The sequence below is a fragment of the Neobacillus vireti genome (assembly GCF_036962465.1).
GTDB lineage: Bacteria > Bacillota > Bacilli > Bacillales > Cytobacillaceae > Neobacillus > Neobacillus vireti_B.
Genome location: NZ_JBALNF010000051.1, coordinates 51,738 through 70,771, shown reverse-complemented (window position 1 = coordinate 70,771; position 19,034 = coordinate 51,738). Strand labels below are relative to the sequence as shown.

Here is a 19,034-nt window from a genome sequence, read left to right as displayed (position 1 = left end):
CATGTTCATGAAAAGAAAGGTAAAGGCAGTTTCGATCGCGTTAGCAGGTATGTTGCTGTTAGCTGGATGCGGCAGCAAGGAATCTTCCGGAAGTTCGGAAAAGACCGGTTCAGGGAAAGAATTTAATGTAGGTATCACTCAGTTTGCACCGCATCCGTCATTAGATGCTGCAACAGAAGGATTTAAGAAGGCCTTGAAGGACAAAGGAATAAAGGTTAAGTTTGATGAGCAAAATGCACAAGCAGATATGAATAATACACAAACCATTGCGAATAATTTTGTAGGAGATAAAGTGGATTTGATTTTTGCCAATGCTACACCGAGTGCAACTGCTGCTTTAAATGCTACTAAGGATATTCCAATCGTTTTTACATCGGTAACGGATCCAGTTGGAGCGGGCTTTGTCAAATCGTTTGATAAGCCAGGTAAAAATATTACAGGTACTACTGATAATCATCCTGATGCTACAAAGAAAACCATTAACTTCATTACTGAGGAAGTTAAAGCCAAGAATGTTGGCGTGATTTTTAATTCTGGTGAACAAAATTCAGAGGTTCAAGTAAAAGAAGTGAAAAAATTGGTAGAAGAAAAAGGAGCCAAGCTTGTCGAAGCTTCAGTATCAAATACATCGGAAGTTAAACAAGCAGCTGAGTCGCTTGTTGGACGTGTGGATGCGATTTACATCCCTACTGACAATACCGTTGTTACCGCTCTCGATTCAGTTATTGCGATAGCTAACAGTAAGAAAATTCCTCTTTTCGTGGGAGAACTTGACTCTATGAAAAAAGGTGCAGTTGCCGCTAGTGGATTCAGTTATTATGACTTAGGTTATCAATCCGGGTTAATGGCAGCAGACATTCTAACGGGTAAGAAAAAGCCTTCCGAAATTCCAGTGGAGCTTCCAAAGAGCTTAAAACTAGTGATTAATAAGAAAGCAGCTGAGGCCCAAGGCTTAACAGTGAAAGAGGAATGGAGTAAACTCGGCGAATTCTACGAAGGAAAATAATTTATAGCAGTACATTATCAAGGAGGAAACCTTGGCTGACAGGTTCCTCCTTGCTTTATACATAAGAATAAATAACCTAGGATTTTTACTTGATAGGTTTTTTAAGGCTTAGAGAAGGGATGATCTCATTGTTTACATCTATATTTGGATCGTTTGAAGCTGGCATCATCTATGCGATTATGGCACTGGGCGTCTATCTTTCCTTTCGTATTCTGGATTTTCCAGATTTAACGGTGGATGGAAGTTTTGTGACAGGGGCCGCTATTTCAGCGGTACTAATTGCAAATGGAGTAAACCCTTTTGTGGCTACGATTGCCGCATTATTTGCCGGATTTGCTGCTGGGTGTTTGACAGGGCTTCTTCATACATTTGGAAAAATTAATAACCTCCTTTCAGGTATTTTAATGATGATTGCTTTATATTCTATTAATTTACGGATCATGGGTCGTTCAAACATACCTCTATTAAATGCTGATACAGTCTTTACGAAGATTGGGGACGTATTTGAAAAATCGGGAATCGATTCTTTTTTTAATCGTATTCTAACGATGGTGGGACTCGGTGACAGCCTTCCTGAAACATGGGGGATTTTGATTTTTATGATTATCGTGACATTCATAATTAAGTTCCTAACCGATTTATTCTTACAAACTGAAATTGGGCTTGCATTACGGGCTACTGGTGACAATAAGCGAATGATTCGCAGCTTTTCAGCAAATACAAATATCTTAGTGGTTCTAGGGCTTGGTCTTTCCAATGCCTTAGTAGCTTTCTCAGGGGCACTTATTGCTCAACAAGGCGGATTTGCAGATGTCGGCATGGGAATTGGCATGATTGTGATTGGTTTAGCGTCGGTTATTATCGGTGAGGCACTTTTTGGAACCAAAACAATTGCCAGGACAACCCTTGCTGTTATCGGGGGCTCTATCATTTATCGAATCGTTGTTACTCTAGCACTGAGGGCAGAATTTATGAGTCCTGGTGATATGAAGTTAATTACAGCGATTATTGTCATTATTGCTCTGACAGCACCAAAAATAATTGATTCTTCCAAAGAAAGAAAACGCAAAGCTCGAAGGAAAGCGGAGAGAATTAACCTAATCGAGACTTCTGCACAAGCAAAGGGGGACAATCATGCTGCACTTAAATCAGATTCATAAAATTTTTAATGAAGGAACTCCGGATGAGAAAGTAGCAATTGATCACGTCAACCTCTTTCTGAACCCAGGGGATTTTGTAACGGTTATTGGGAGCAATGGTGCTGGGAAATCAACGTTAATGAATATTATTTCAGGCGTTTTAATTCCTGATGTTGGTGAAGTCCAAATTGGTGAAAAAAATGTTACGAACATGTCAGAATATAACCGTTCAAAAATGATTGGACGCGTATTTCAGGACCCCATGGCGGGAACTGCACCAAGTATGACAATTGAAGAGAATCTTGCGATGGCCTATTCACGAAATAAAGTTCGGACACTTCGAAAAGGTGTAACAAAAAAGAGACGGGATTATTTCCGAGAGGTACTTGAATCACTGCATCTTGGTCTTGAGAACCGTCTTAGTGCGAAGGTAGGGTTACTTTCAGGGGGAGAACGGCAAGCACTTTCCCTGTTAATGGCGACATTTACTGAGCCATCAATTCTTTTGCTCGATGAACATACAGCAGCACTTGACCCTTCGCGTGCTGAGCTTATTACAAATTTAACAAAAGAAATCGTCGCTAAGTATAAGCTGACGACCTTAATGGTTACCCATAACATGCAGCAGGCTATTGACCTCGGAAATCGCTTGATCATGATGGATAAGGGTCAAATCATCCTAGAAGTGAATGAAGAGGAAAAGCAAAAGCTGACGATTGAAGGATTGTTAAGTGAATTTAAACGAATTCGCGGAATACAAATGGCGAGCGACCGAGCCATCCTAGCTTAACTAAAATATTTTTGACCTTTTTGAGACAAACGTTATCAAACGATATATTTTCCTACTATTTAAATTGTTGAAAACATACCTAAAGAAGGTATGTTTTTTCTATTAGCTAAAAGTGGTATTGTAGTAATAGATAATTTTTATAATACATATAGAGTGAGGTGAAATTATGGATTTAGGGTCAATATTAAACAAGTTAAATGAACATACCCCAAAGATTTTAGGTAGTGAAAGATTTTCTAAATATGCGGTCCTGCTTCCGTTATTGATGAAGGAGGACGGACTACATGTGTTATTTGAGGTACGGTCTCTCGAGCTAAGGCGCCAACCGGGTGAAATTTGTTTTCCGGGCGGACGAATTGATGCACAAGATTTAGATGAACAAGGTGCAGCTATCCGTGAGACAGTAGAGGAATTAGGGATTAATAAACAAGATATAACGAATGTTTTACCGTTAGATTATATGATTTCCCCTTTTGGAATGATTCTCTATCCCTATGTAGGTTATATAAATAACCCTCAAAAAATTAAACCAAGTCCAGCAGAGGTTGGAGAAATATTTACGGTTCCTTTATCGTTCTTTATCCATAATGAGCCGGAAATCTATCGAGTTGCACTGAAAGCAGAGCCTTCGGAGAATTTTCCGTTTGATTTAATTCCCGGGGGGGAAAAATATAATTGGCGGGCTAGAGAGATGGACGAATATTTTTATCGCTATGGCGAGAAAACGATTTGGGGACTTACAGCAAGAATCTTAGCCCATTTTATCGAAATAATTCAATGATTTTAAAAAACGCTTTTTAATATGGAAATATGTTTAAAACAGTGATTGTACGGGAGTTAAAGCTCACTGTTTTGCTGTATTTCCTGGGTTGTCTTTTCGTCGAGGACAATTGTTCATTATACATGGAAAAAACTCTTGATTATTTTCTAAATTGTAATAAAATTAAAATTATATTTTTATAGAGTAGGGGATGTATCCATGAAAGTCGTAAAGTTTGGCGGATCCTCTTTAGCTTCTGGAAGACAGTTGGAGAAAGTTTTTCAAATTGTTACTGCTGATCGGGAACGTAAAGTTGTTGTTGTATCAGCTCCGGGTAAGAGGTATGCAGAAGATACAAAGGTAACCGATTTATTGATTGAATGTGCGGAATCTTGTTTGCAAAATAAGGATCCCAAGGAAAAATTAGCTGCTGTTCTGGAACGATATGCAGTCATAGCAGAGGAATTAAATCTACCTGATGGAGTAATCCAGGAAATTCATGATGACCTATTAACAAGAATGGCTAGTGATCAAAATAAACCTGACCGGTTTCTTGATTTGTTAAAAGCTAGTGGTGAGGATAATAATGCCAAATTGGTAGCCGCCTACTTTCAATCACAGGGGGTAGAGGCTCATTATGTAAATCCTAGGGAAGCAGGACTTCTTGTAAGCGATGAGCCAGGAAATGCACAAACATTACCGGAATCTTATGAACGTTTAAACTCCTTAAATGACCGTTCAGGCATTTTAATTTTTCCAGGATTCTTTGGTTATAGTGTCAATGGAGAGGTATTTACTTTTTCAAGGAGTGGTTCGGATATTACCGGCTCCATTCTCGCCAATGCCTTAAAAGCCGAATTATACGAAAATTTTACAGATGTGGATGCCGTTTATTCAGTAAATCCTTCGATTGTGACAAAGCCAAAAGAAATCAAAGAATTAACTTATCGGGAAATGCGGGAATTATCTTATGCTGGATTTACTGTATTGCATGATGAAGCACTTGTTCCGGCATTTAGAGCGGGAATACCTGTCAATATTAAAAATACAAATAATCCGTCTGCCCCTGGAACACTTATTGTGAACAACCGTGACAACACAAATGGACCTGTCATTGGCATTGCCAGCGATAAAGGGTTTTGCAGTATATATGTAAGCAAATACTTAATGAATAGAGAAATCGGGTTTGGTCGCAAACTGTTAGGGGTTTTAGAGGATTATGGTCTCTCTTATGAACATACTCCATCTGGCATTGATGATGTGTCTGTCATATTGAGGGAAAATCAGTTTGATGAGAAAATGATGGATGAAGTGATTGATCGGATAAAAAATGAATTACATGCGGATGAGGTGAAAGTTGCCCACAGTCTGGCTCTTATAATGGTAGTGGGAGAAGGAATGCGGCAAAACGTTGGGACAATGGCAAAAGCTTCAAAGGCACTGGCAAAGGCAAAGGTTAATATAGAAATGATTAATCAAGGTTCTTCTGAGGTTAGTATGATGTTTGGTGTGAAAGAGGTAGATGAAAAACGGGCTGTACAGGCTCTTTACGAGGAATTCTTTGTTCCTGTCACAGTTTGATTGTGTGTTTCAGAAGGTACGTCAATCATGACGTACCTATTTTAATTTTAACTTTGTTCGTGCGAAGGTCCATATCGCTATAACAAGCCCGCCTAAAGTATCAGCGATTAAATCTGTCATCGTATCTTTATTTCCGCCGCCCTGAAGGGTCATCCCAAAGAATTGGTCGCAGCTAAACTCATAGACCTCCCATAAAACGCCGCCCAAGGCCGCAAATGATAAGGTGAACAGGAAGACAAACCAAGGCGAAATTTCGTCTCCAGCCGCCCGATGGATTAGTCTTTCATATAAGGCTATTCCTGAAAAAGCCAAAATGGCTCCACTGACAAAATGCATAAAGGTGTCCCACCAACCCAGCCCATACCAGCCTGATATAGAACCAAGATATTGTGAACCAACCAAAAAAATGAGATACGAAATGACGATTGGTAAATTAAATTGAAGTTTTGTAAACAATGCCAATAAAAGCGGAACTGCTCCACAAAGGATACCCCCAAGGGCCACAGTGGATTTAAAGGACTGGCCGATACTATGATAATAAAATGCCAAGAAGACCATGAATAGGACATACAAAAGACTCAAAGTGATAACGAGTTTCCGGTTCAATTTAGTAACACCTCACTTAAATACTTCTTTTCCTAAGAATGGAGTATATTGCCGTGATAAGACCTCCTGCAAAACCACATAACAGATCTAACATCGTATCCTTATTTCCACCTCTTTGCATGGTATGCGTTAAAGTGAGATCGCCTACAAACTCATAAATCTCCCAAAGCACACTTGAGGAAACGGCTAGTGAAAGGACAAACAGAAAAAGAATCCCAGCCGAAACGTTGTTTCGGGCCTGCGGTGGAATCCATTGTTTATAAAGACTTATACCCATAAACCCTACAAACATTCCCTTAAAAAAGTGGAGGGTAGAGTCCCACCATTTGAAATGCAAATAAAAGCTTGATATCGAGCCTAAATATAAAGAGCAAAATAAGAACAGATAATAACTGACAATAATAGGAGTATTAAAGGGATTATTTTTCATTTTTAATAAGCCCAGTGGTAACAGGCTGACAAAAATTCCCCCTAGAGCAACCTGCCACCGAGTATGGTCATGCTTTATCAAGTAAAAAATAAATAACCCAGCCATTCCCAAGCTAAATAATATGCTTAATGAAATAATTATCTTTCTCTTCACCAGCTCATCTCCTAAGCAAAAATACCTCCTTACAATTATGTCCTAAAATGATCAAATATAAAGGTGTAGGTTCTGGCTCGCAAACTGGTTATAAAAACGGTATAGTGATAATATATGCAAATTTTTATCAGATGAAACTTGGTGGTGGTCCAATGCAAAAGGCACAAATTCCTACATACGAACGGATTGCGATTGATTTAGCAAATAGGATATACGATGGAAAGTTTAAAGTAGGGGAAAAGATCCATGGAAGATCCACTCTTGCAAGTGAATACAAGGTCTCACCTGAAACGGTCCGAAGAGCAATTAAAATCTTAGAAGACGTGGAGATTGTCCAATCCACAAAGGGAAGTGGAATTGTCATCTCATCGAGAGAGAATGCTTATAAATATATCCATCGTTTCTCAAATTTAGCGAGTATAAAGGACTTAGAAAAACAAATGAATACGCTAATTTCAGAAAGAAATAGACTGGATGAGGACCTTTTTGATACGTTAAGAAAAATAATGGATTATTCGGGGAAACTTCGGCATACCAATCCATTGGCGCCTATCGAGGTGGAAGTTTTTCCAGGGTGCAGTTATATTGGAAAGACGATTTCAGAAGTGAAGTTCTGGCAAAATACGGGTGGTACGGTGATTGGGATGAAGCGAAACGGCGACTTGATTATCTCACCTGGACCATACGCTCTAATCCTTGAGGGCGATGTATTACTTGTAATTGGTGATGATGAGACCTATGACAGGGTTGTTCATTTCTTAGAAGATTAGTATCAAAAGAATCAAACTGAGCACATATAAAAAGCCGGTCAATCTGACCGGCTTTTTTATTAATCCAATAATCCCTCTTTCTGTAAAAATTCTTTGGCAACCTTAGCTGGAGACTGTTTAAGACTGTCAACCTTGTAGTTAAGTTCCCGCATCTTTTCATCCGTCAGTTTTCCGGAAAGGCTATTAATTACTTTTCTCAATTCGGGGTGCTCTTTTAAGGTTTCCTCTTTAATAATTGGTACTGCATAATATGGAGGGAAAAAGTGCTGATCATCCTTTAGTACCTTTAAATGAAACGCTTCAAGTAATCCATCGGTTGAAAAGGCATCAATAACATCACTTTTCTGGTTTTGAAGAGCGGTGTAGCGCAAGCCGCCATCAACTGGTTTTACATCCTTAAAGGACATATTATAGGTTTTTGTAAGACCGATTAATCCATCTTCACGGTTTGGAAATTCGATGGTAGGACCCATAGTTAAATTTCCGCTTACCTTTGCTAAGTCTGAGATTGTATTTAGATGATACTCTTTAGCCGTGTCTTGTCGTACAGCTAATGCATAGGTGTTATTAAATCCAAGCGGTTTTAATAAATCAATTCCATATTTTTGCTTAAATTCTTTCTCAACATACTTATAAACTTTTTCCGAATCACTTTCCGGAGGTTGATTTAAAATATTCACCAAACCTGTCCCCGTATATTCAACATACATGTCAATATCTCCAGAATTTAATGCTCCAAAGGCTACCTGTGAACCACCTAGATTCAATTTTCTCTCAACCTGTATATCGGTCTGATTTTCAATTAAATCTGCGAGCATATTGCCTAAAATTAACTGCTCACTAAAGTTTTTTGAACCAATAATAATTTTATCCTCAGCCTTAACGGATGAATAGGCTTTAAAGCCTATGGCAGCTACTAAAAGAATAGAGACAGTTGCAATCATTACTCTTTTGGCCGTTTTTCCTTTTTTCGATCTTGATTTTTGTTTACTCGTATAAGAAAGAGATGATTCAAGTTTCCCAACGACAAAATCAATAAGAAGAGCAAGTATACAAGCGGGAATGGCTCCTGCTAAAATCATATAATTATCTACAGTTTGCACACCTGAGAAAACCAGGTAACCAAGTCCCCCTGCTCCAACAAACGCAGCAATAGTCATTAAGCCAACTGCTGTTACTGCTGAAATTCTGATACCCGCCATAATCATTGGGAAGGCCAGTGGTAACTGCACCTTTTTCATTGTTTGACTTTTGGTCAGACCAATACCTTTGGCGGCTTCCAGAATGTCTCCGTCAATATTTGTTAAACCAGTATAAGTGTTTTTAACAATTGGGAGTAAAGAATAAAGTACAACCATTACGATAGCAGGTGTACTGCCAATTCCGATAAACGGGATAAGAAAACCAAGTAAAGCTAAGCTTGGGACAGCTTGAATTACGTTCGTCATTCCAATGATTGGTTTTGATAGTTTTGGTTCATTTGAAATTAATATACCTAATGGGATTCCAATAATTATGGCAATTAGAACGGATACGATACTTAAATATAAATGCTCTCCCAGTAAGCTAAAGATCTGACTGTAGTTATTTGAAAGATAATCCCAAAATCCACTCATTAAAATGCCACCTCCAAATCAATTAATTGACTGCTTAACGCAGATAAAATACTACTTCTTGTGATGAGGCCTGTTAATTGGCTGGAACTGTTCACCACAGGCAGATAGCCAATTTTATGTTCGTTCATCGTGGCTAACACGGAGATTAAGTTAGCATCCTGTGCAACCGATAGAACATTCTGCTCCATAACCGTTTCAATCGATAAATTTCGATTCAGTAATTGGATACTTTTTAATGTTACTAACCCTCTAAGGATGTTATGTTTGTCTGTCACCATTAAACTATCTACCTTATAATCTTTCATAATCTCAACAGCTTGAAGTACAGTACGCATAGCCGTGATTTTAACAGGATTTTGAATCATGATATCTTCGGCCAATAGTAATTCTGGATTGTTCCACACCCTGCGTTTGCCAATAAAGTCTTCGACAAAGTGATTTGCAGGATTTTTTAGAATGTTTTCCGGAGTATCATATTGAAGTATATCTCCTTCTTTTAAAATACAAATTTTGTCAGCGATTTTGATAGCCTCATCCATATCATGGGTAACAAAGATAATCGTCTTGTTTAATTCTTTTTGCATTTGAAACAATTCATCTTGAAGGGAGCTTCTTGTAACGGGGTCCAGTGCGCTAAATGGTTCATCCATGAGAATGATATCCGAGTTAGTAGAGAAGGCTCTCGCAACACCGATTCTTTGCTGCTGCCCGCCGCTTAATTCTTTTGGATAGCGATGCAAATATTCCTTTGGCTCAAGGCCAACTAATTCCAGTAATTCATGGGTTTTCTTTTCAATGGAAGCGGGATCTTCCCCCTTAAGCTTCGGTATTAATTCTAGATTTTCTTTTATAGACATATGTGGAAATAGTCCGGTGTTTTGAATAACGTAACCAATGTTACGGCGGAGTTCAATGGGATTCATCGTGGTAATATCCGTTCCATTTACAAAAATTTGCCCAGATGTCGGCTGAATTAGCTTATTAATCATTTTTAGTAATGTAGTCTTTCCGCAGCCACTTGGACCAATAAAGACAACTAATTGACCGGCATCAATTTTTAATGAAAATGGATTAATAATTGTTTTGGTCCGATACTTTTTTACAATGTTTTTAAATTCTATCAATTTCATTCCCCCTCAATTTATTAGGTTAATATAGTAACAACTTTATGTTAACATATAAGTTGTTGGTTGTCGACCCCACGAATGAACTAATGAGGATATACCCAGATAAATTAAAAATGAAACAAAGTATTATGAGTGAATATTTGCAATATTATAAAGGAAGTATGTAAAATAAAGATAAGAAAAATTATGATAAAAGAGGAGAATTAACTTGAGTTTTGTTCGTGACAAATTCAGTGCAAAATTTTTCATTGTCCTCGTGATTGCTGTAATTTTGATCCATGTACCGATAATAGGAAATTATATGAAAATAATTAATACGCTGATACATGAAACCGGTCATGCCATCATAGCTTTATTTGGGGGAAGGGTAGAAACAATCTCCTTATTTATGAACTCTGAAGGGGCTACGATTAGCAATCAATCAACATGGATGGGCAGTTTCCTGACAAGTCTTGCAGGCTACATTTTTGCATCTTTTATGGCTTTCCTTTCTTTTTGGCTGTTAAGAAGAAAAAAGGATAACATGTTAATTGATATTTTATTAGCCTTTATTTTTTTAAATCTTATATTTTGGGTCCGTAACCCATACGGGATTTTTTGGCTTTGCTCCTTCGCAGCTGCTTTCCTTTTATTACTTATAAAAGGGAGTCCACGTATTAGAAACCATGTATTACTACTTATTGCAGCCATCATTTTAGTGGATTCTGTACAAAGTGCATATGAGATTTTGTTTATTAGCGTTACACAGCCACAAGCGGCAGGGGATGCTGCAAATCTTGCTCAAATAACTAGAATACTTCCAGCACCGTTTTGGGGGCTATTTTTCTTCCTGCAAGCAATATGGTTTTGTTTTTATGGTTTTAAAAAAGGTTTTTATAAAGTAGGTATTTAAATTACAAGTTAAGAGTAAACCTTAGTAAAATGAAAAAAGTAGAATGGGAGTGATTAAGTAAAAATGATCAATGTAATTAAAAATCGGAGAAATATTAAAAAGTTTAAACCTGATGCTGTAAAGGAAGAGTCTCTTTTTACCTGGCTTGAGGCCGCTGCTATGGCTCCGAATCATCGAATGACAGAGCCGTGGGAAATTCTTTTTATCGGGAAGGAAACGAGAGGAAAACTGAATCATAAAACAAACTTTGGCGATGCACCTACCGTAATAGCTGTTTTATCTAGAAATGGTACATCACAAATAGAAATGATCGAAAATGCATTAGCGACAGCATGCTTTATTCAAAATTTTAACTTAGCTGCCTGGACAGAAGGTGTGGGGACATTTTGGTCATCCATCGGGTCTACAGACCGAAACAAGGAAATACTTGGGGTTCCTAATGGATATGAAGTGATCGGTGTGTTAGGAATTGGTTATCCGGAAATCATTCCAGAGCCAAAACCGCGAAAGCCGATTGCCGATAAGATAAAAAGGTTACCGTAATGAAAATCCAGCCACGATTCTTGATGGCTGGATTTAAATTTTTATCCTAATAATGACTGACTTACTGATTTTAACCTTATTTTCGCCAGGGATAAGCACAGGAAAGTTATTCCTTATATCTCTTCCGACCGCAAGAAATGCCTGCTCCCGAATTAATAAAATGAATTTTTTCTTTAATGGCAGCCTTCTTTTTTTCGCAAAGTCTATCGATTTTATTTACCATTTACGCTATATTAAGCAGATAGAAAGAAAAGCGTAGATCAGGATGTATGGATGCTGAATAGGATTCGTTCATCAAAAACAAACTAAGCGTTATGGAAAATAGATTGGATGGTGTCTTGTATGGTAAGACTTTTTACGGATATTGACTTAGACGGTCTCGGTTGCGGGTTGATTGCCAAAATTGCCTTCGGTGATCAGGCAAATGTTTATTACTGTTCTTATCGAAATTTAAATAAACGTGTGGAAGCAGTTATAACACATCCTGGGAATCATCAGGAAGAAATTTATATTACTGATTTAGCGGTGAATGAATCAGTCGAGAAAATGCTTGAAGAACGGTATCGGCAGGGGAAACCTGTTCAGATGATTGATCATCATGTGACCGCCTTGCACTTTAACGAATATAAATGGGGGAAAGTGGTTCCAGAATATGATAATGGGAAAAAGACTTGTGCAACCTCTTTATTTTATGATTATTTAATCGAGCATAAAAAAATGGAAAGAAATCAGGCATTAGAGGAATTTATTGATTTAGTCCGTCAATATGATACTTGGGAGTGGGACGAAAATAACAATGTCACTGCCAAGCGGTTAAATGATTTATTTTACATATTGAACAGAGAACGATTTGAAGAAGAAATGCTAAAGCGGCTGACTGAAAATAAAGAATCCTTTTCGTTAACCGAAACAGAAAATATGATTCTTGATCTTGAGGAACAAAAGATTACTCGATATATCCAATCCAAGAGCAGGCAGACCACTCAGACCTTTGTAAACGAATATTGCATTGGAATCGTCCATGCTGAACAGTATTTGTCTGAGCTTGGGAACGCGTTAAATAATATTTATTCACATTTAGATATGATTGTCCTTTTAAATGTCTCGGGTAAGAAAATGGGATTTCGGACCATTCATGATGAAGTAAATGTTGCAGAGTTTGCCCAAAAATTTGGTGGTGGGGGACATCCAAAGGCATCTGGAGCAGATTTGTCAAAAGAGGCCTTTGAGACTTTTGTAGTCGAAGTATTTGGCTCAAACCCATTGAAACCAGACACTGATCGAAATGAATTTAATGTTAAGGAATCTGCTGTAGGGACAAGTTATCAAAATCATAATGGAGAAATTTCTTATATTGTTCCAACTGGCGATGGGAATTTTTATATTGTCCATAAAGGAGAAAGGGAAGCACCGATGTATTCCAGTTTCCCTGAAGCAGAGCGCTCTCTAAAAAGAAATCATGCTTCATGGCTGCGTTTTGACCAAGAATATTTAAAACAGTTGTCTGCATTTCTTCATCTATCTATAGATGACTTAAAGGAAGACTTTCATGAAATTATTAGTAATAACTTTGTCGATATTATGAATGTTTAAGAACTTAGGTTTCCTAAGTTCTTTTTTGTGGCGTCCAGCTCCAGCGCCTAGCCCCTTGATGGTCTACAGCAAATCCGTCCATAAGGTTAAAAAGCAACCTTTCGGCCGGCTCGTCTTATGCTTGACTACAGAAAGCTATCGCTTACTGTACGCATTAAGGGCGACTAGTCTTTGACCTGCTTTCGCCGGCCAGTCGACAAGTCGCCATTTATATCAGGGCTGACCAAGGCGCTTGCACTTTTGTATTTAAGCTTTTCTTAAGGACTACCTGGTAAATTAATCGTAGGTAAATAGTATAGTTATTTTAAAATTGTAATTCTTATGCAATAGTTGGTAAAATCTAATACATACTACTGTAATATTTATATGATATTCTGGGTATAAGGATAATTAGCAACATTTTTTAGACTGTCTAAATGGTTTTCTATTGATTACAATTACCGAAAATAAACATATTACTATACCTTTTTGAACGATAACTCGACTGAGGTGATTAGATGGCTGCAAATTCAAAAAGGAGTAAATTCTTCGACAATGCCAAATTTATTTTAATTTTTCTTGTTGTTTTTGGACATATCATTAGTCCCCTTAAGGAGCAGGATGGAATACTTTTTACCTTGTATACAGCGATATTTTTATTCCATATGCCTGCTTTTATTTTAATCTCAGGATATTTTGCAAAAGGCTATAGAAAGAAGGGCTATCTTAAAAAATCCGTCCAGAAAATCCTAATTCCATATTTAATATTTCAGATGATATACTCCATTTATTATTATTTAATTGGCCAGGAAGAGAAATTGGCTTTTGATTTTCTCCATCCGCATTGGTCATTATGGTTTTTATTAAGCCTTTTCTTCTGGAATTTGTTATTATATGTATTTGCCAAATTAAAGTGGCTCGGCTTGGGAGCAGCAATTATTTTAGGAATTGCGATTGGTTATGTAGCGGATGCGGGAAGTTTCTTAAGCCTTTCAAGAACCTTTGTCTTTTTCCCTTATTTCTTATTAGGCTTTTTACTGAATGCTAATCAGTTAAAACGGGTGGTACGCTCTAAATATTCACTTCCAATTGGGATCATGATCATTATTGCTACGATGATTTTCTTCGGAATGGGCTTCCCAAAAGATGCAGTGCCCTGGCTGTTAGGGGATACCTCTTATGCAAATATGGGGGGGTTACAATGGTGGGATGGTCTTGTGCGATTACTTCAATATGTACTAACATTATTGGTCGTTTTCGGTTTTTTAGCATTAATTCCCTCAACACAATACAAACTTACAAAAATTGGTGAAAGAACGTTATATGTCTATTTATTCCATGGCTTTATTATAAAATCAATCCAAGCCATCTTGCCGGATGAAACTTTGGAGTTTTTATCAGGACATTACATTTTACTTTTCTTCTTGTCGTTTTTCATCTGTCAACTCCTTGGCAGTTATTTTATAAAAAAATATACACGGCCACTGGTGGAGCTTAAGGTTAAAACTGGATAGAGAATATAAAAAGTCGAACGTCATGTACGTTCGACTTTTGCTTTATAAAAAACCTAAAAGACTGCTCATAAAATTCTTCTTTTTCCGTTTTGCTTTGGTTTGGTCAAAGACCAAAGGTTTTTCGGGAAGTAACGGTGGGGTTAATTCGTTCAGCTTACTTTGGAGATGTTCCACTTGTTGGGTTAAATTTTTAACCTGATCCTGCAACTCCTCAATTTCTCTTCGATGCTGAAGCAATTGATAGGAAGCAACGGAATCTGCTTTTGCGTGTAGACTTAGCTCCAATTCCTTGACCTTCCCTATTAATTTTTCCATTACCTGATCATTTTCAACCGCCTTTATAGTCCCTTTTCGGATGCTTCTTTTCTCTCCCACGGGGCTAATTTCATGAAGAAGTGTTCCGGTTTGAAGTTTTTCGTGAATTTCTTTTAATTGTTGAATATCTTTGCTGCTAAAATGATAATGGCCTCGTTCATTTTTTTCCATTGGCAGCTCGAGCTGCTTTACCCAACGCTGAATCGTACTCGAAGATACCCCTAATAACTTTGCTACTTCACTAGTATTCATGCCGAATCCTCCCTAATGATAGAATAAGCTACAAACAAGAGTGACTATAGACTAAAGAAAATTCTAACGAAGAAAAAGGAATGTGCCAAAACAAAAGATGCAAAATACTCAAGACCAAAACTTCCACCATTTCTTTTCTTTTGCTGCGGCGACATCACGGAAGTTAGTTAACATTTGTTGGAAGGCTAATTCTCTTTGGGTAACTTCTTGACGGTATTGATTCCACTCCTCAATTAGGAATTCACGGTCTTTTGTAATGGCTTCAGCTAGACTTGATATTTCGTTATTAGTGACATCTACATAATGGGAAAGTTCTTCAGAAGTTTCCGACAGCTGCTTTGAAAGTGAAAAGATCTCTTCAGAGGTTTCTATTGAAACATTTGCCACTTTATTTGCAAGTAGTTTCAAGGAGTCTGTCGTTTCCCCTGATACTTTTTCTAGAGACTCCGATAATTCTTGAATTTCAACCTTTGTATTTTCTGAGGATTTATATATGGAATCAGAGATTGTTTTTACGGTTACAAAAGTACCTTTTGAAATTTCCTTCTTTACTTCTTCGAGAACTTCTTTACGAACGACAGTGCGAATTTCGTCCTTTACTTCACTTAAGAAGGTTTTTTTATAAGTCTCCATTGCGTCAAAAAACAGTTCCGTATTTTTCATGGCACTTTCCTCAATTGCCAGCGGAGTAATGGCCTCTTCTGGAATAATTTCTAAAGACCTTTGCGGCTCGGAAGTATTCGTTTTTTCGTGGTTAATACCTAACGGGACCTCTGGTTCCGGGATTATCTCATCTTCCTGAAACTTTTCTGAAGAATTTAGTTGGATAGAAGAGATTTCGACTTTCTCCGGCTCTTCGACTTTTTGCATTTCCTGACGAATGGCGTCTTTACTTACTTTTTTATCAGCCATCTGTTTTATTTCTACTAATAATTCAATCTCTATATCCGTATATATTCTGGCTCCTTGTTTTGTTCGTTGGATATCAAGTAAATCTTCAAAGTCTTGTTCCCATTTTCGTAATGTCCCAGGAGATATATTTATTTTTTTGGAAACCTCTTTTAAGGTATAGGTCTTCATAGAATCCATTCCTCTCTCTATTTATATAGGAAATTTTTTGTCCATTTACTAGTTATTCACCATAAGGTATATATTTTTCCTGCTGGTTGACAAAAGCTCTCAAAACAAGACTGAAAACACGAAATAACAACATTTTTTTGCATAAAAAGCGAAAAGCGTAATCCGTAAAAAAAGTGCAGATATTCAAATTGAAATACCTGCACTTCTGTTTTTTATTCAACTAATCCAAGCGTCTTCAAACCATTATAGATTCCTGAATCTGTAACATCCGTTGTTCTATGTTTGGCATATTTAAAAATATCTGGATGACCGTTACCCATCGCAAAGCTTTCGCCAACCGCTTGCAGCATTTCCTTATCGTTCATCCCATCACCAAAGGCAATCGAACTTTCTTTGGGGATGTCAAGGTAGTTTAATAACGTTTGAATTCCATATCCTTTATTAATCTTATCTCTAATTACATCATAGCAATCCGTAAGTCCTTCGACATTCACTTGTGATAAATGAATACCCGGCTCGTTTTCATAAAGAGAAACATCCTCCGTTCTCAAATTTATCATGGTTATACCCAAAATAGCAGGTTCAATATCTGGGGTATACCGTTGATTTTTATGGAAGTGAAACACCTCAATAAATTTTTGGATAAAGGGTTCTTGTAGATCAGTGAAGAGATTTTCTTTATTTGTATATAGAACGGCATCATGGTTGTGTTCCTCTGCAATTGTGAGGTAACGCTTAATCAATGCTGGCTCTAACGGTTCCTGAAAGATGTCTTCACCTTTATGTACTGCGTTTGCCCCGTTATAGCCAATAAAAGAGCGGATGTTCAATTGTGAGGCCAAATCATCGATTTCATGGAGCGGCCTTCCAGTGGCAAGAAATACTTCTATCCCTTTAGCCTGAACCTGGGCAACAGCTTCTTTTGTTGATTCTTCAATTCTATTATCAGGTGTTACAAGTGTACCATCAATATCTAGGAATAGGACCTTATACTTTGTCATCGGGGAGCTCCTTTTTTAAAAGTTATGAATAGTTTACCACTATTTGTGAAGAGATATCATCTCTTAATTACCGAATGACAAATAGGGTAAAAGGAAAAAGTAATCTAGAATCTTTTAAGTAAAATGAAGGGAGGAATATTTAATGAAAATGCCTTTTATCCTATTATTTACCATTGCTATTTTGACTTTACCAGGCAAGGTAATTGCTGCTCAGAAAATACCAATTCTTATTTATCACTCCATTGCTGAATATTCAGGTACTGGGTCAAAGGAACTTTATGTCACGCCAGAAAATTTTGAAGCACAAATGATCTACCTGAGAGATCATGGTTTTACGTTATTAACATTTGAACAATGGCGGGAAGCAGTAAATGTAAAAAAACCGATTTTTCTCACCTTTGATGATGGCTATAAAAATAATTTAAATGTGTTTACCATTTTTCAAAAGCTGCAAACAAGGGAGTTTAGGCCGAGAGGGACCATTTTTATCATTTCTGATTTTATTGGCAGGCCCAATCGTCTATCAGAACAAGAGATAAAGCGAATAACCGATTCAGGTTTAATCTCAATTCAATCACATACAGCTACCCATCCAGATTTAACGAAATCAGAGAATCTTACGTACGAACTAAAAGATTCACGCCAGAAAATTGAGAGAATTACTGGAAAGATGGTAATTGCACTCGCATACCCGTATGGAAACACAAATAAGCGAGTAGTTAGTGAAACGGAAAAGTATTATTCGTATGGACTGACCACTACCCCTGGACCATATACTCCTTCAAGTGCAGTAAAGGAACGATACTTGCTTCCTCGGACCTATGTTAAATATTCTACTACGCTTAAAGAATTCGCCAAAATAGTCGAAGTAGAACAGTAATAATGGCTTGTTTTTATGAAATATTTTGCGAAAAATTTCTAATTTAATCGGGCATGAATATCTTCTTATTAGAGGGGGGATATTGGTGTCTGGAACTATCAGTTTGTGGGAGGAACATTTATTCTGGCTTGAAATTTTACAGGATCATGCGATTTTTGTTCGGGATCATTTATCGGTGGTAGAAAGGAAGGAGATTTCTATTGCTGAAGGGTTTAATCAATCATTCCAAGGCCTGCTTAATAATCTAAAACAAATGAATCCAACCTTAAGCTACACATCAAGTGATATGGCTGCGTTTGCTAAACAAGCTTATGCTGTTTCCTACGAATATTACCGATTTGAGGGACAGATGCAGAAGTTAAGAATTAGTAATGAAATAAACTTAGATCTGTCACCTACGTATTTAAATGGCACTTTAAATGAAAATCAAGAATATTTACGGCTCTTATCCTACCTTGTCAATGGACAGCAGCCAGTTCGGCTGAGATTGGATCAACTGCTAGATTTATGGCTTGAGGATCAATTGGGTCACATCATTTTATTAAGGAATTTAATTGATCCGATTGAGCTGTCTGTTGAGCGTCAATCAGATATTTATGCGCAAAGATTTCAGATGTTCATCCTGCAGAATCATCATGTAAAAGGGTTCTTGCGCTTCACGGAGCAGGGGTTCCCGCGTCAAACAGAATTGGCTTTAGATGTCGGCAAAACCGTTATCGAAATGAATCAATATATTCGATCTGTAGTTGAAAAATATAAGGGTAATAGGTTGTTAAATAAAACGACCCTTCGATTCCTTGAACACCATTTTCCCGAAACCTGTTATTTTATCAAAAAATTAGCTGAATTTGCTCCAGAACTTCAGACCGAAAGTATGCAATGTTCATTAAGAAAACCATCATTTGAATAGTACGAAAAAACTATGCAAGCTGCTGGAGGCCTTTTGCATAGTTTTTTTGTAAGTAATCAACCATAAAAACGGTAATGATATCACTTTGTAAACTGTG

The 19,034-nt window shown here is 37.3% G+C and carries 19 protein-coding genes; 12 read left to right on the top strand and 7 right to left on the bottom strand.

The window, feature by feature from the left end:
* Nucleotides 1-7 precede the first annotated feature (7 nt).
* The 5 genes from V7077_RS20120 (at nt 8) to V7077_RS20100 (ending at nt 5,276) form a co-directional block, all read left to right on the top strand.
* A complete protein-coding gene (locus tag V7077_RS20120) occupies nt 8-1,006 on the top strand; it encodes an ABC transporter substrate-binding protein (RefSeq protein WP_335505215.1) in 999 nt (332 codons plus the stop codon).
* Between the two features lie 128 nt (nt 1,007-1,134).
* Nucleotides 1,135-2,166 carry an ABC transporter permease gene (locus V7077_RS20115; RefSeq protein ID WP_335505200.1) on the top strand — a complete coding sequence of 344 codons (1,032 nt, stop codon included), beginning with the start codon at nt 1,135-1,137 and terminating at the stop codon, nt 2,164-2,166.
* The gene (locus tag V7077_RS20110) at nt 2,141-2,935 is read left to right on the top strand and encodes an ABC transporter ATP-binding protein (protein WP_335505198.1); all 795 of its coding nucleotides are present in this window, start codon (nt 2,141-2,143) and stop codon (nt 2,933-2,935) included. Before V7077_RS20115 ends, V7077_RS20110 begins: the two co-directional genes overlap by 26 nt.
* Nucleotides 2,936-3,101: 166 nt before the next feature.
* On the top strand, nt 3,102-3,716 hold the full coding sequence (locus V7077_RS20105; protein ID WP_335505196.1) for an NUDIX hydrolase: 615 nt from the start codon (nt 3,102-3,104) through the stop codon (nt 3,714-3,716).
* 198 nt (nt 3,717-3,914) lie between these two features.
* Nucleotides 3,915-5,276, top strand: coding sequence for an aspartate kinase (locus V7077_RS20100; RefSeq protein WP_335505195.1), 1,362 nt, complete (start codon nt 3,915-3,917; stop codon nt 5,274-5,276).
* A gap of 36 nt (nt 5,277-5,312) precedes the next feature.
* Here the strand turns inward: V7077_RS20100 and V7077_RS20095 are convergent, their stop codons facing one another.
* Nucleotides 5,313-5,882 carry a hypothetical protein gene (locus tag V7077_RS20095; protein ID WP_335505192.1) on the bottom strand — a complete coding sequence of 190 codons (570 nt, stop codon included), beginning with the start codon at nt 5,880-5,882 and terminating at the stop codon, nt 5,313-5,315.
* Between the two features lie 16 nt (nt 5,883-5,898).
* A complete protein-coding gene (locus V7077_RS20090) occupies nt 5,899-6,465 on the bottom strand; it encodes a membrane-spanning protein (protein ID WP_335505191.1) in 567 nt (188 codons plus the stop codon).
* Between the two features lie 152 nt (nt 6,466-6,617).
* Between V7077_RS20090 and V7077_RS20085 the strand changes: the two genes are divergently transcribed.
* Complete coding sequence (locus V7077_RS20085; protein WP_335505189.1) at nt 6,618-7,235, top strand: TrkA C-terminal domain-containing protein; 618 nt, start codon at nt 6,618-6,620, stop codon at nt 7,233-7,235.
* 59 nt (nt 7,236-7,294) lie between these two features.
* Here V7077_RS20085 and V7077_RS20080 read toward each other — a convergent pair whose 3' ends face one another.
* The gene (locus V7077_RS20080; protein ID WP_335505187.1) at nt 7,295-8,851 is read right to left on the bottom strand and encodes an ABC transporter permease/substrate-binding protein; all 1,557 of its coding nucleotides are present in this window, start codon (nt 8,849-8,851) and stop codon (nt 7,295-7,297) included.
* The gene (locus V7077_RS20075) at nt 8,851-9,981 is read right to left on the bottom strand and encodes an ABC transporter ATP-binding protein (RefSeq protein WP_335505185.1); all 1,131 of its coding nucleotides are present in this window, start codon (nt 9,979-9,981) and stop codon (nt 8,851-8,853) included. The genes V7077_RS20080 and V7077_RS20075 overlap by 1 nt, the downstream gene beginning before the upstream one ends.
* 205 nt (nt 9,982-10,186) lie before the next feature.
* Between V7077_RS20075 and V7077_RS20070 the strand changes: the two genes are divergently transcribed.
* From V7077_RS20070 to V7077_RS20055, 4 genes are all read left to right on the top strand, one after another.
* Nucleotides 10,187-10,870: a M50 family metallopeptidase gene (locus V7077_RS20070; RefSeq protein WP_335505183.1), complete on the top strand. Its 684-nt coding sequence runs from the start codon at nt 10,187-10,189 to the stop codon at nt 10,868-10,870.
* A gap of 63 nt (nt 10,871-10,933) precedes the next feature.
* Complete coding sequence (locus V7077_RS20065; protein WP_335505181.1) at nt 10,934-11,413, top strand: nitroreductase family protein; 480 nt, start codon at nt 10,934-10,936, stop codon at nt 11,411-11,413.
* Nucleotides 11,414-11,755: 342 nt separating this feature from the next.
* Nucleotides 11,756-13,006, top strand: a complete 1,251-nt coding sequence (locus tag V7077_RS20060; RefSeq protein ID WP_335505179.1) for a DHH family phosphoesterase — start codon at nt 11,756-11,758, stop codon at nt 13,004-13,006.
* A gap of 497 nt (nt 13,007-13,503) precedes the next feature.
* The gene (locus tag V7077_RS20055; protein WP_335505177.1) at nt 13,504-14,499 is read left to right on the top strand and encodes an acyltransferase family protein; all 996 of its coding nucleotides are present in this window, start codon (nt 13,504-13,506) and stop codon (nt 14,497-14,499) included.
* Nucleotides 14,500-14,541: 42 nt separating this feature from the next.
* Here V7077_RS20055 and V7077_RS20050 read toward each other — a convergent pair whose 3' ends face one another.
* From V7077_RS20050 to V7077_RS20040, 3 genes are all read right to left on the bottom strand, one after another.
* Nucleotides 14,542-15,066 carry a MerR family transcriptional regulator gene (locus V7077_RS20050; protein WP_335505175.1) on the bottom strand — a complete coding sequence of 175 codons (525 nt, stop codon included), beginning with the start codon at nt 15,064-15,066 and terminating at the stop codon, nt 14,542-14,544.
* A gap of 108 nt (nt 15,067-15,174) precedes the next feature.
* On the bottom strand, nt 15,175-16,146 hold the full coding sequence (locus V7077_RS20045; protein WP_335505172.1) for a MerR family transcriptional regulator: 972 nt from the start codon (nt 16,144-16,146) through the stop codon (nt 15,175-15,177).
* 212 nt (nt 16,147-16,358) lie between these two features.
* Entirely contained in the window at nt 16,359-17,147 is a 789-nt protein-coding gene (locus V7077_RS20040; protein WP_335505170.1) for an HAD family hydrolase, read from the bottom strand.
* Nucleotides 17,148-17,289: 142 nt separating this feature from the next.
* Here V7077_RS20040 and V7077_RS20035 point away from each other — a divergent pair, with 142 nt between their 5' ends.
* Nucleotides 17,290-18,027 carry a polysaccharide deacetylase family protein gene (locus V7077_RS20035; RefSeq protein ID WP_335505168.1) on the top strand — a complete coding sequence of 246 codons (738 nt, stop codon included), beginning with the start codon at nt 17,290-17,292 and terminating at the stop codon, nt 18,025-18,027.
* Between the two features lie 85 nt (nt 18,028-18,112).
* On the top strand, nt 18,113-18,937 hold the full coding sequence (locus V7077_RS20030; protein WP_335505167.1) for a DUF2935 domain-containing protein: 825 nt from the start codon (nt 18,113-18,115) through the stop codon (nt 18,935-18,937).
* Nucleotides 18,938-19,034 lie beyond the last annotated feature (97 nt).

What these genes read in the sequence shown, in the direction of transcription:
- V7077_RS20050 (WP_335505175.1), bottom strand. Translation starts at nt 15,066, where the DNA reads ATGAATACTAGTGAAGTAGCAAAGTTATTAGGGGTATCTTCGAGTACG.
- V7077_RS20035 (WP_335505168.1), top strand. Translation starts at nt 17,290, where the DNA reads ATGAAAATGCCTTTTATCCTATTATTTACCATTGCTATTTTGACTTTA.
- V7077_RS20100 (WP_335505195.1), top strand. Translation starts at nt 3,915, where the DNA reads ATGAAAGTCGTAAAGTTTGGCGGATCCTCTTTAGCTTCTGGAAGACAG.
- V7077_RS20045 (WP_335505172.1), bottom strand. Translation starts at nt 16,146, where the DNA reads ATGAAGACCTATACCTTAAAAGAGGTTTCCAAAAAAATAAATATATCT.
- V7077_RS20060 (WP_335505179.1), top strand. Translation starts at nt 11,756, where the DNA reads ATGGTAAGACTTTTTACGGATATTGACTTAGACGGTCTCGGTTGCGGG.
- V7077_RS20105 (WP_335505196.1), top strand. Translation starts at nt 3,102, where the DNA reads ATGGATTTAGGGTCAATATTAAACAAGTTAAATGAACATACCCCAAAG.
- V7077_RS20120 (WP_335505215.1), top strand. Translation starts at nt 8, where the DNA reads ATGAAAAGAAAGGTAAAGGCAGTTTCGATCGCGTTAGCAGGTATGTTG.
- V7077_RS20075 (WP_335505185.1), bottom strand. Translation starts at nt 9,981, where the DNA reads ATGAAATTGATAGAATTTAAAAACATTGTAAAAAAGTATCGGACCAAA.
- V7077_RS20065 (WP_335505181.1), top strand. Translation starts at nt 10,934, where the DNA reads ATGATCAATGTAATTAAAAATCGGAGAAATATTAAAAAGTTTAAACCT.
- V7077_RS20085 (WP_335505189.1), top strand. Translation starts at nt 6,618, where the DNA reads ATGCAAAAGGCACAAATTCCTACATACGAACGGATTGCGATTGATTTA.
- V7077_RS20040 (WP_335505170.1), bottom strand. Translation starts at nt 17,147, where the DNA reads ATGACAAAGTATAAGGTCCTATTCCTAGATATTGATGGTACACTTGTA.
- V7077_RS20110 (WP_335505198.1), top strand. Translation starts at nt 2,141, where the DNA reads ATGCTGCACTTAAATCAGATTCATAAAATTTTTAATGAAGGAACTCCG.
- V7077_RS20080 (WP_335505187.1), bottom strand. Translation starts at nt 8,851, where the DNA reads ATGAGTGGATTTTGGGATTATCTTTCAAATAACTACAGTCAGATCTTT.
- V7077_RS20055 (WP_335505177.1), top strand. Translation starts at nt 13,504, where the DNA reads ATGGCTGCAAATTCAAAAAGGAGTAAATTCTTCGACAATGCCAAATTT.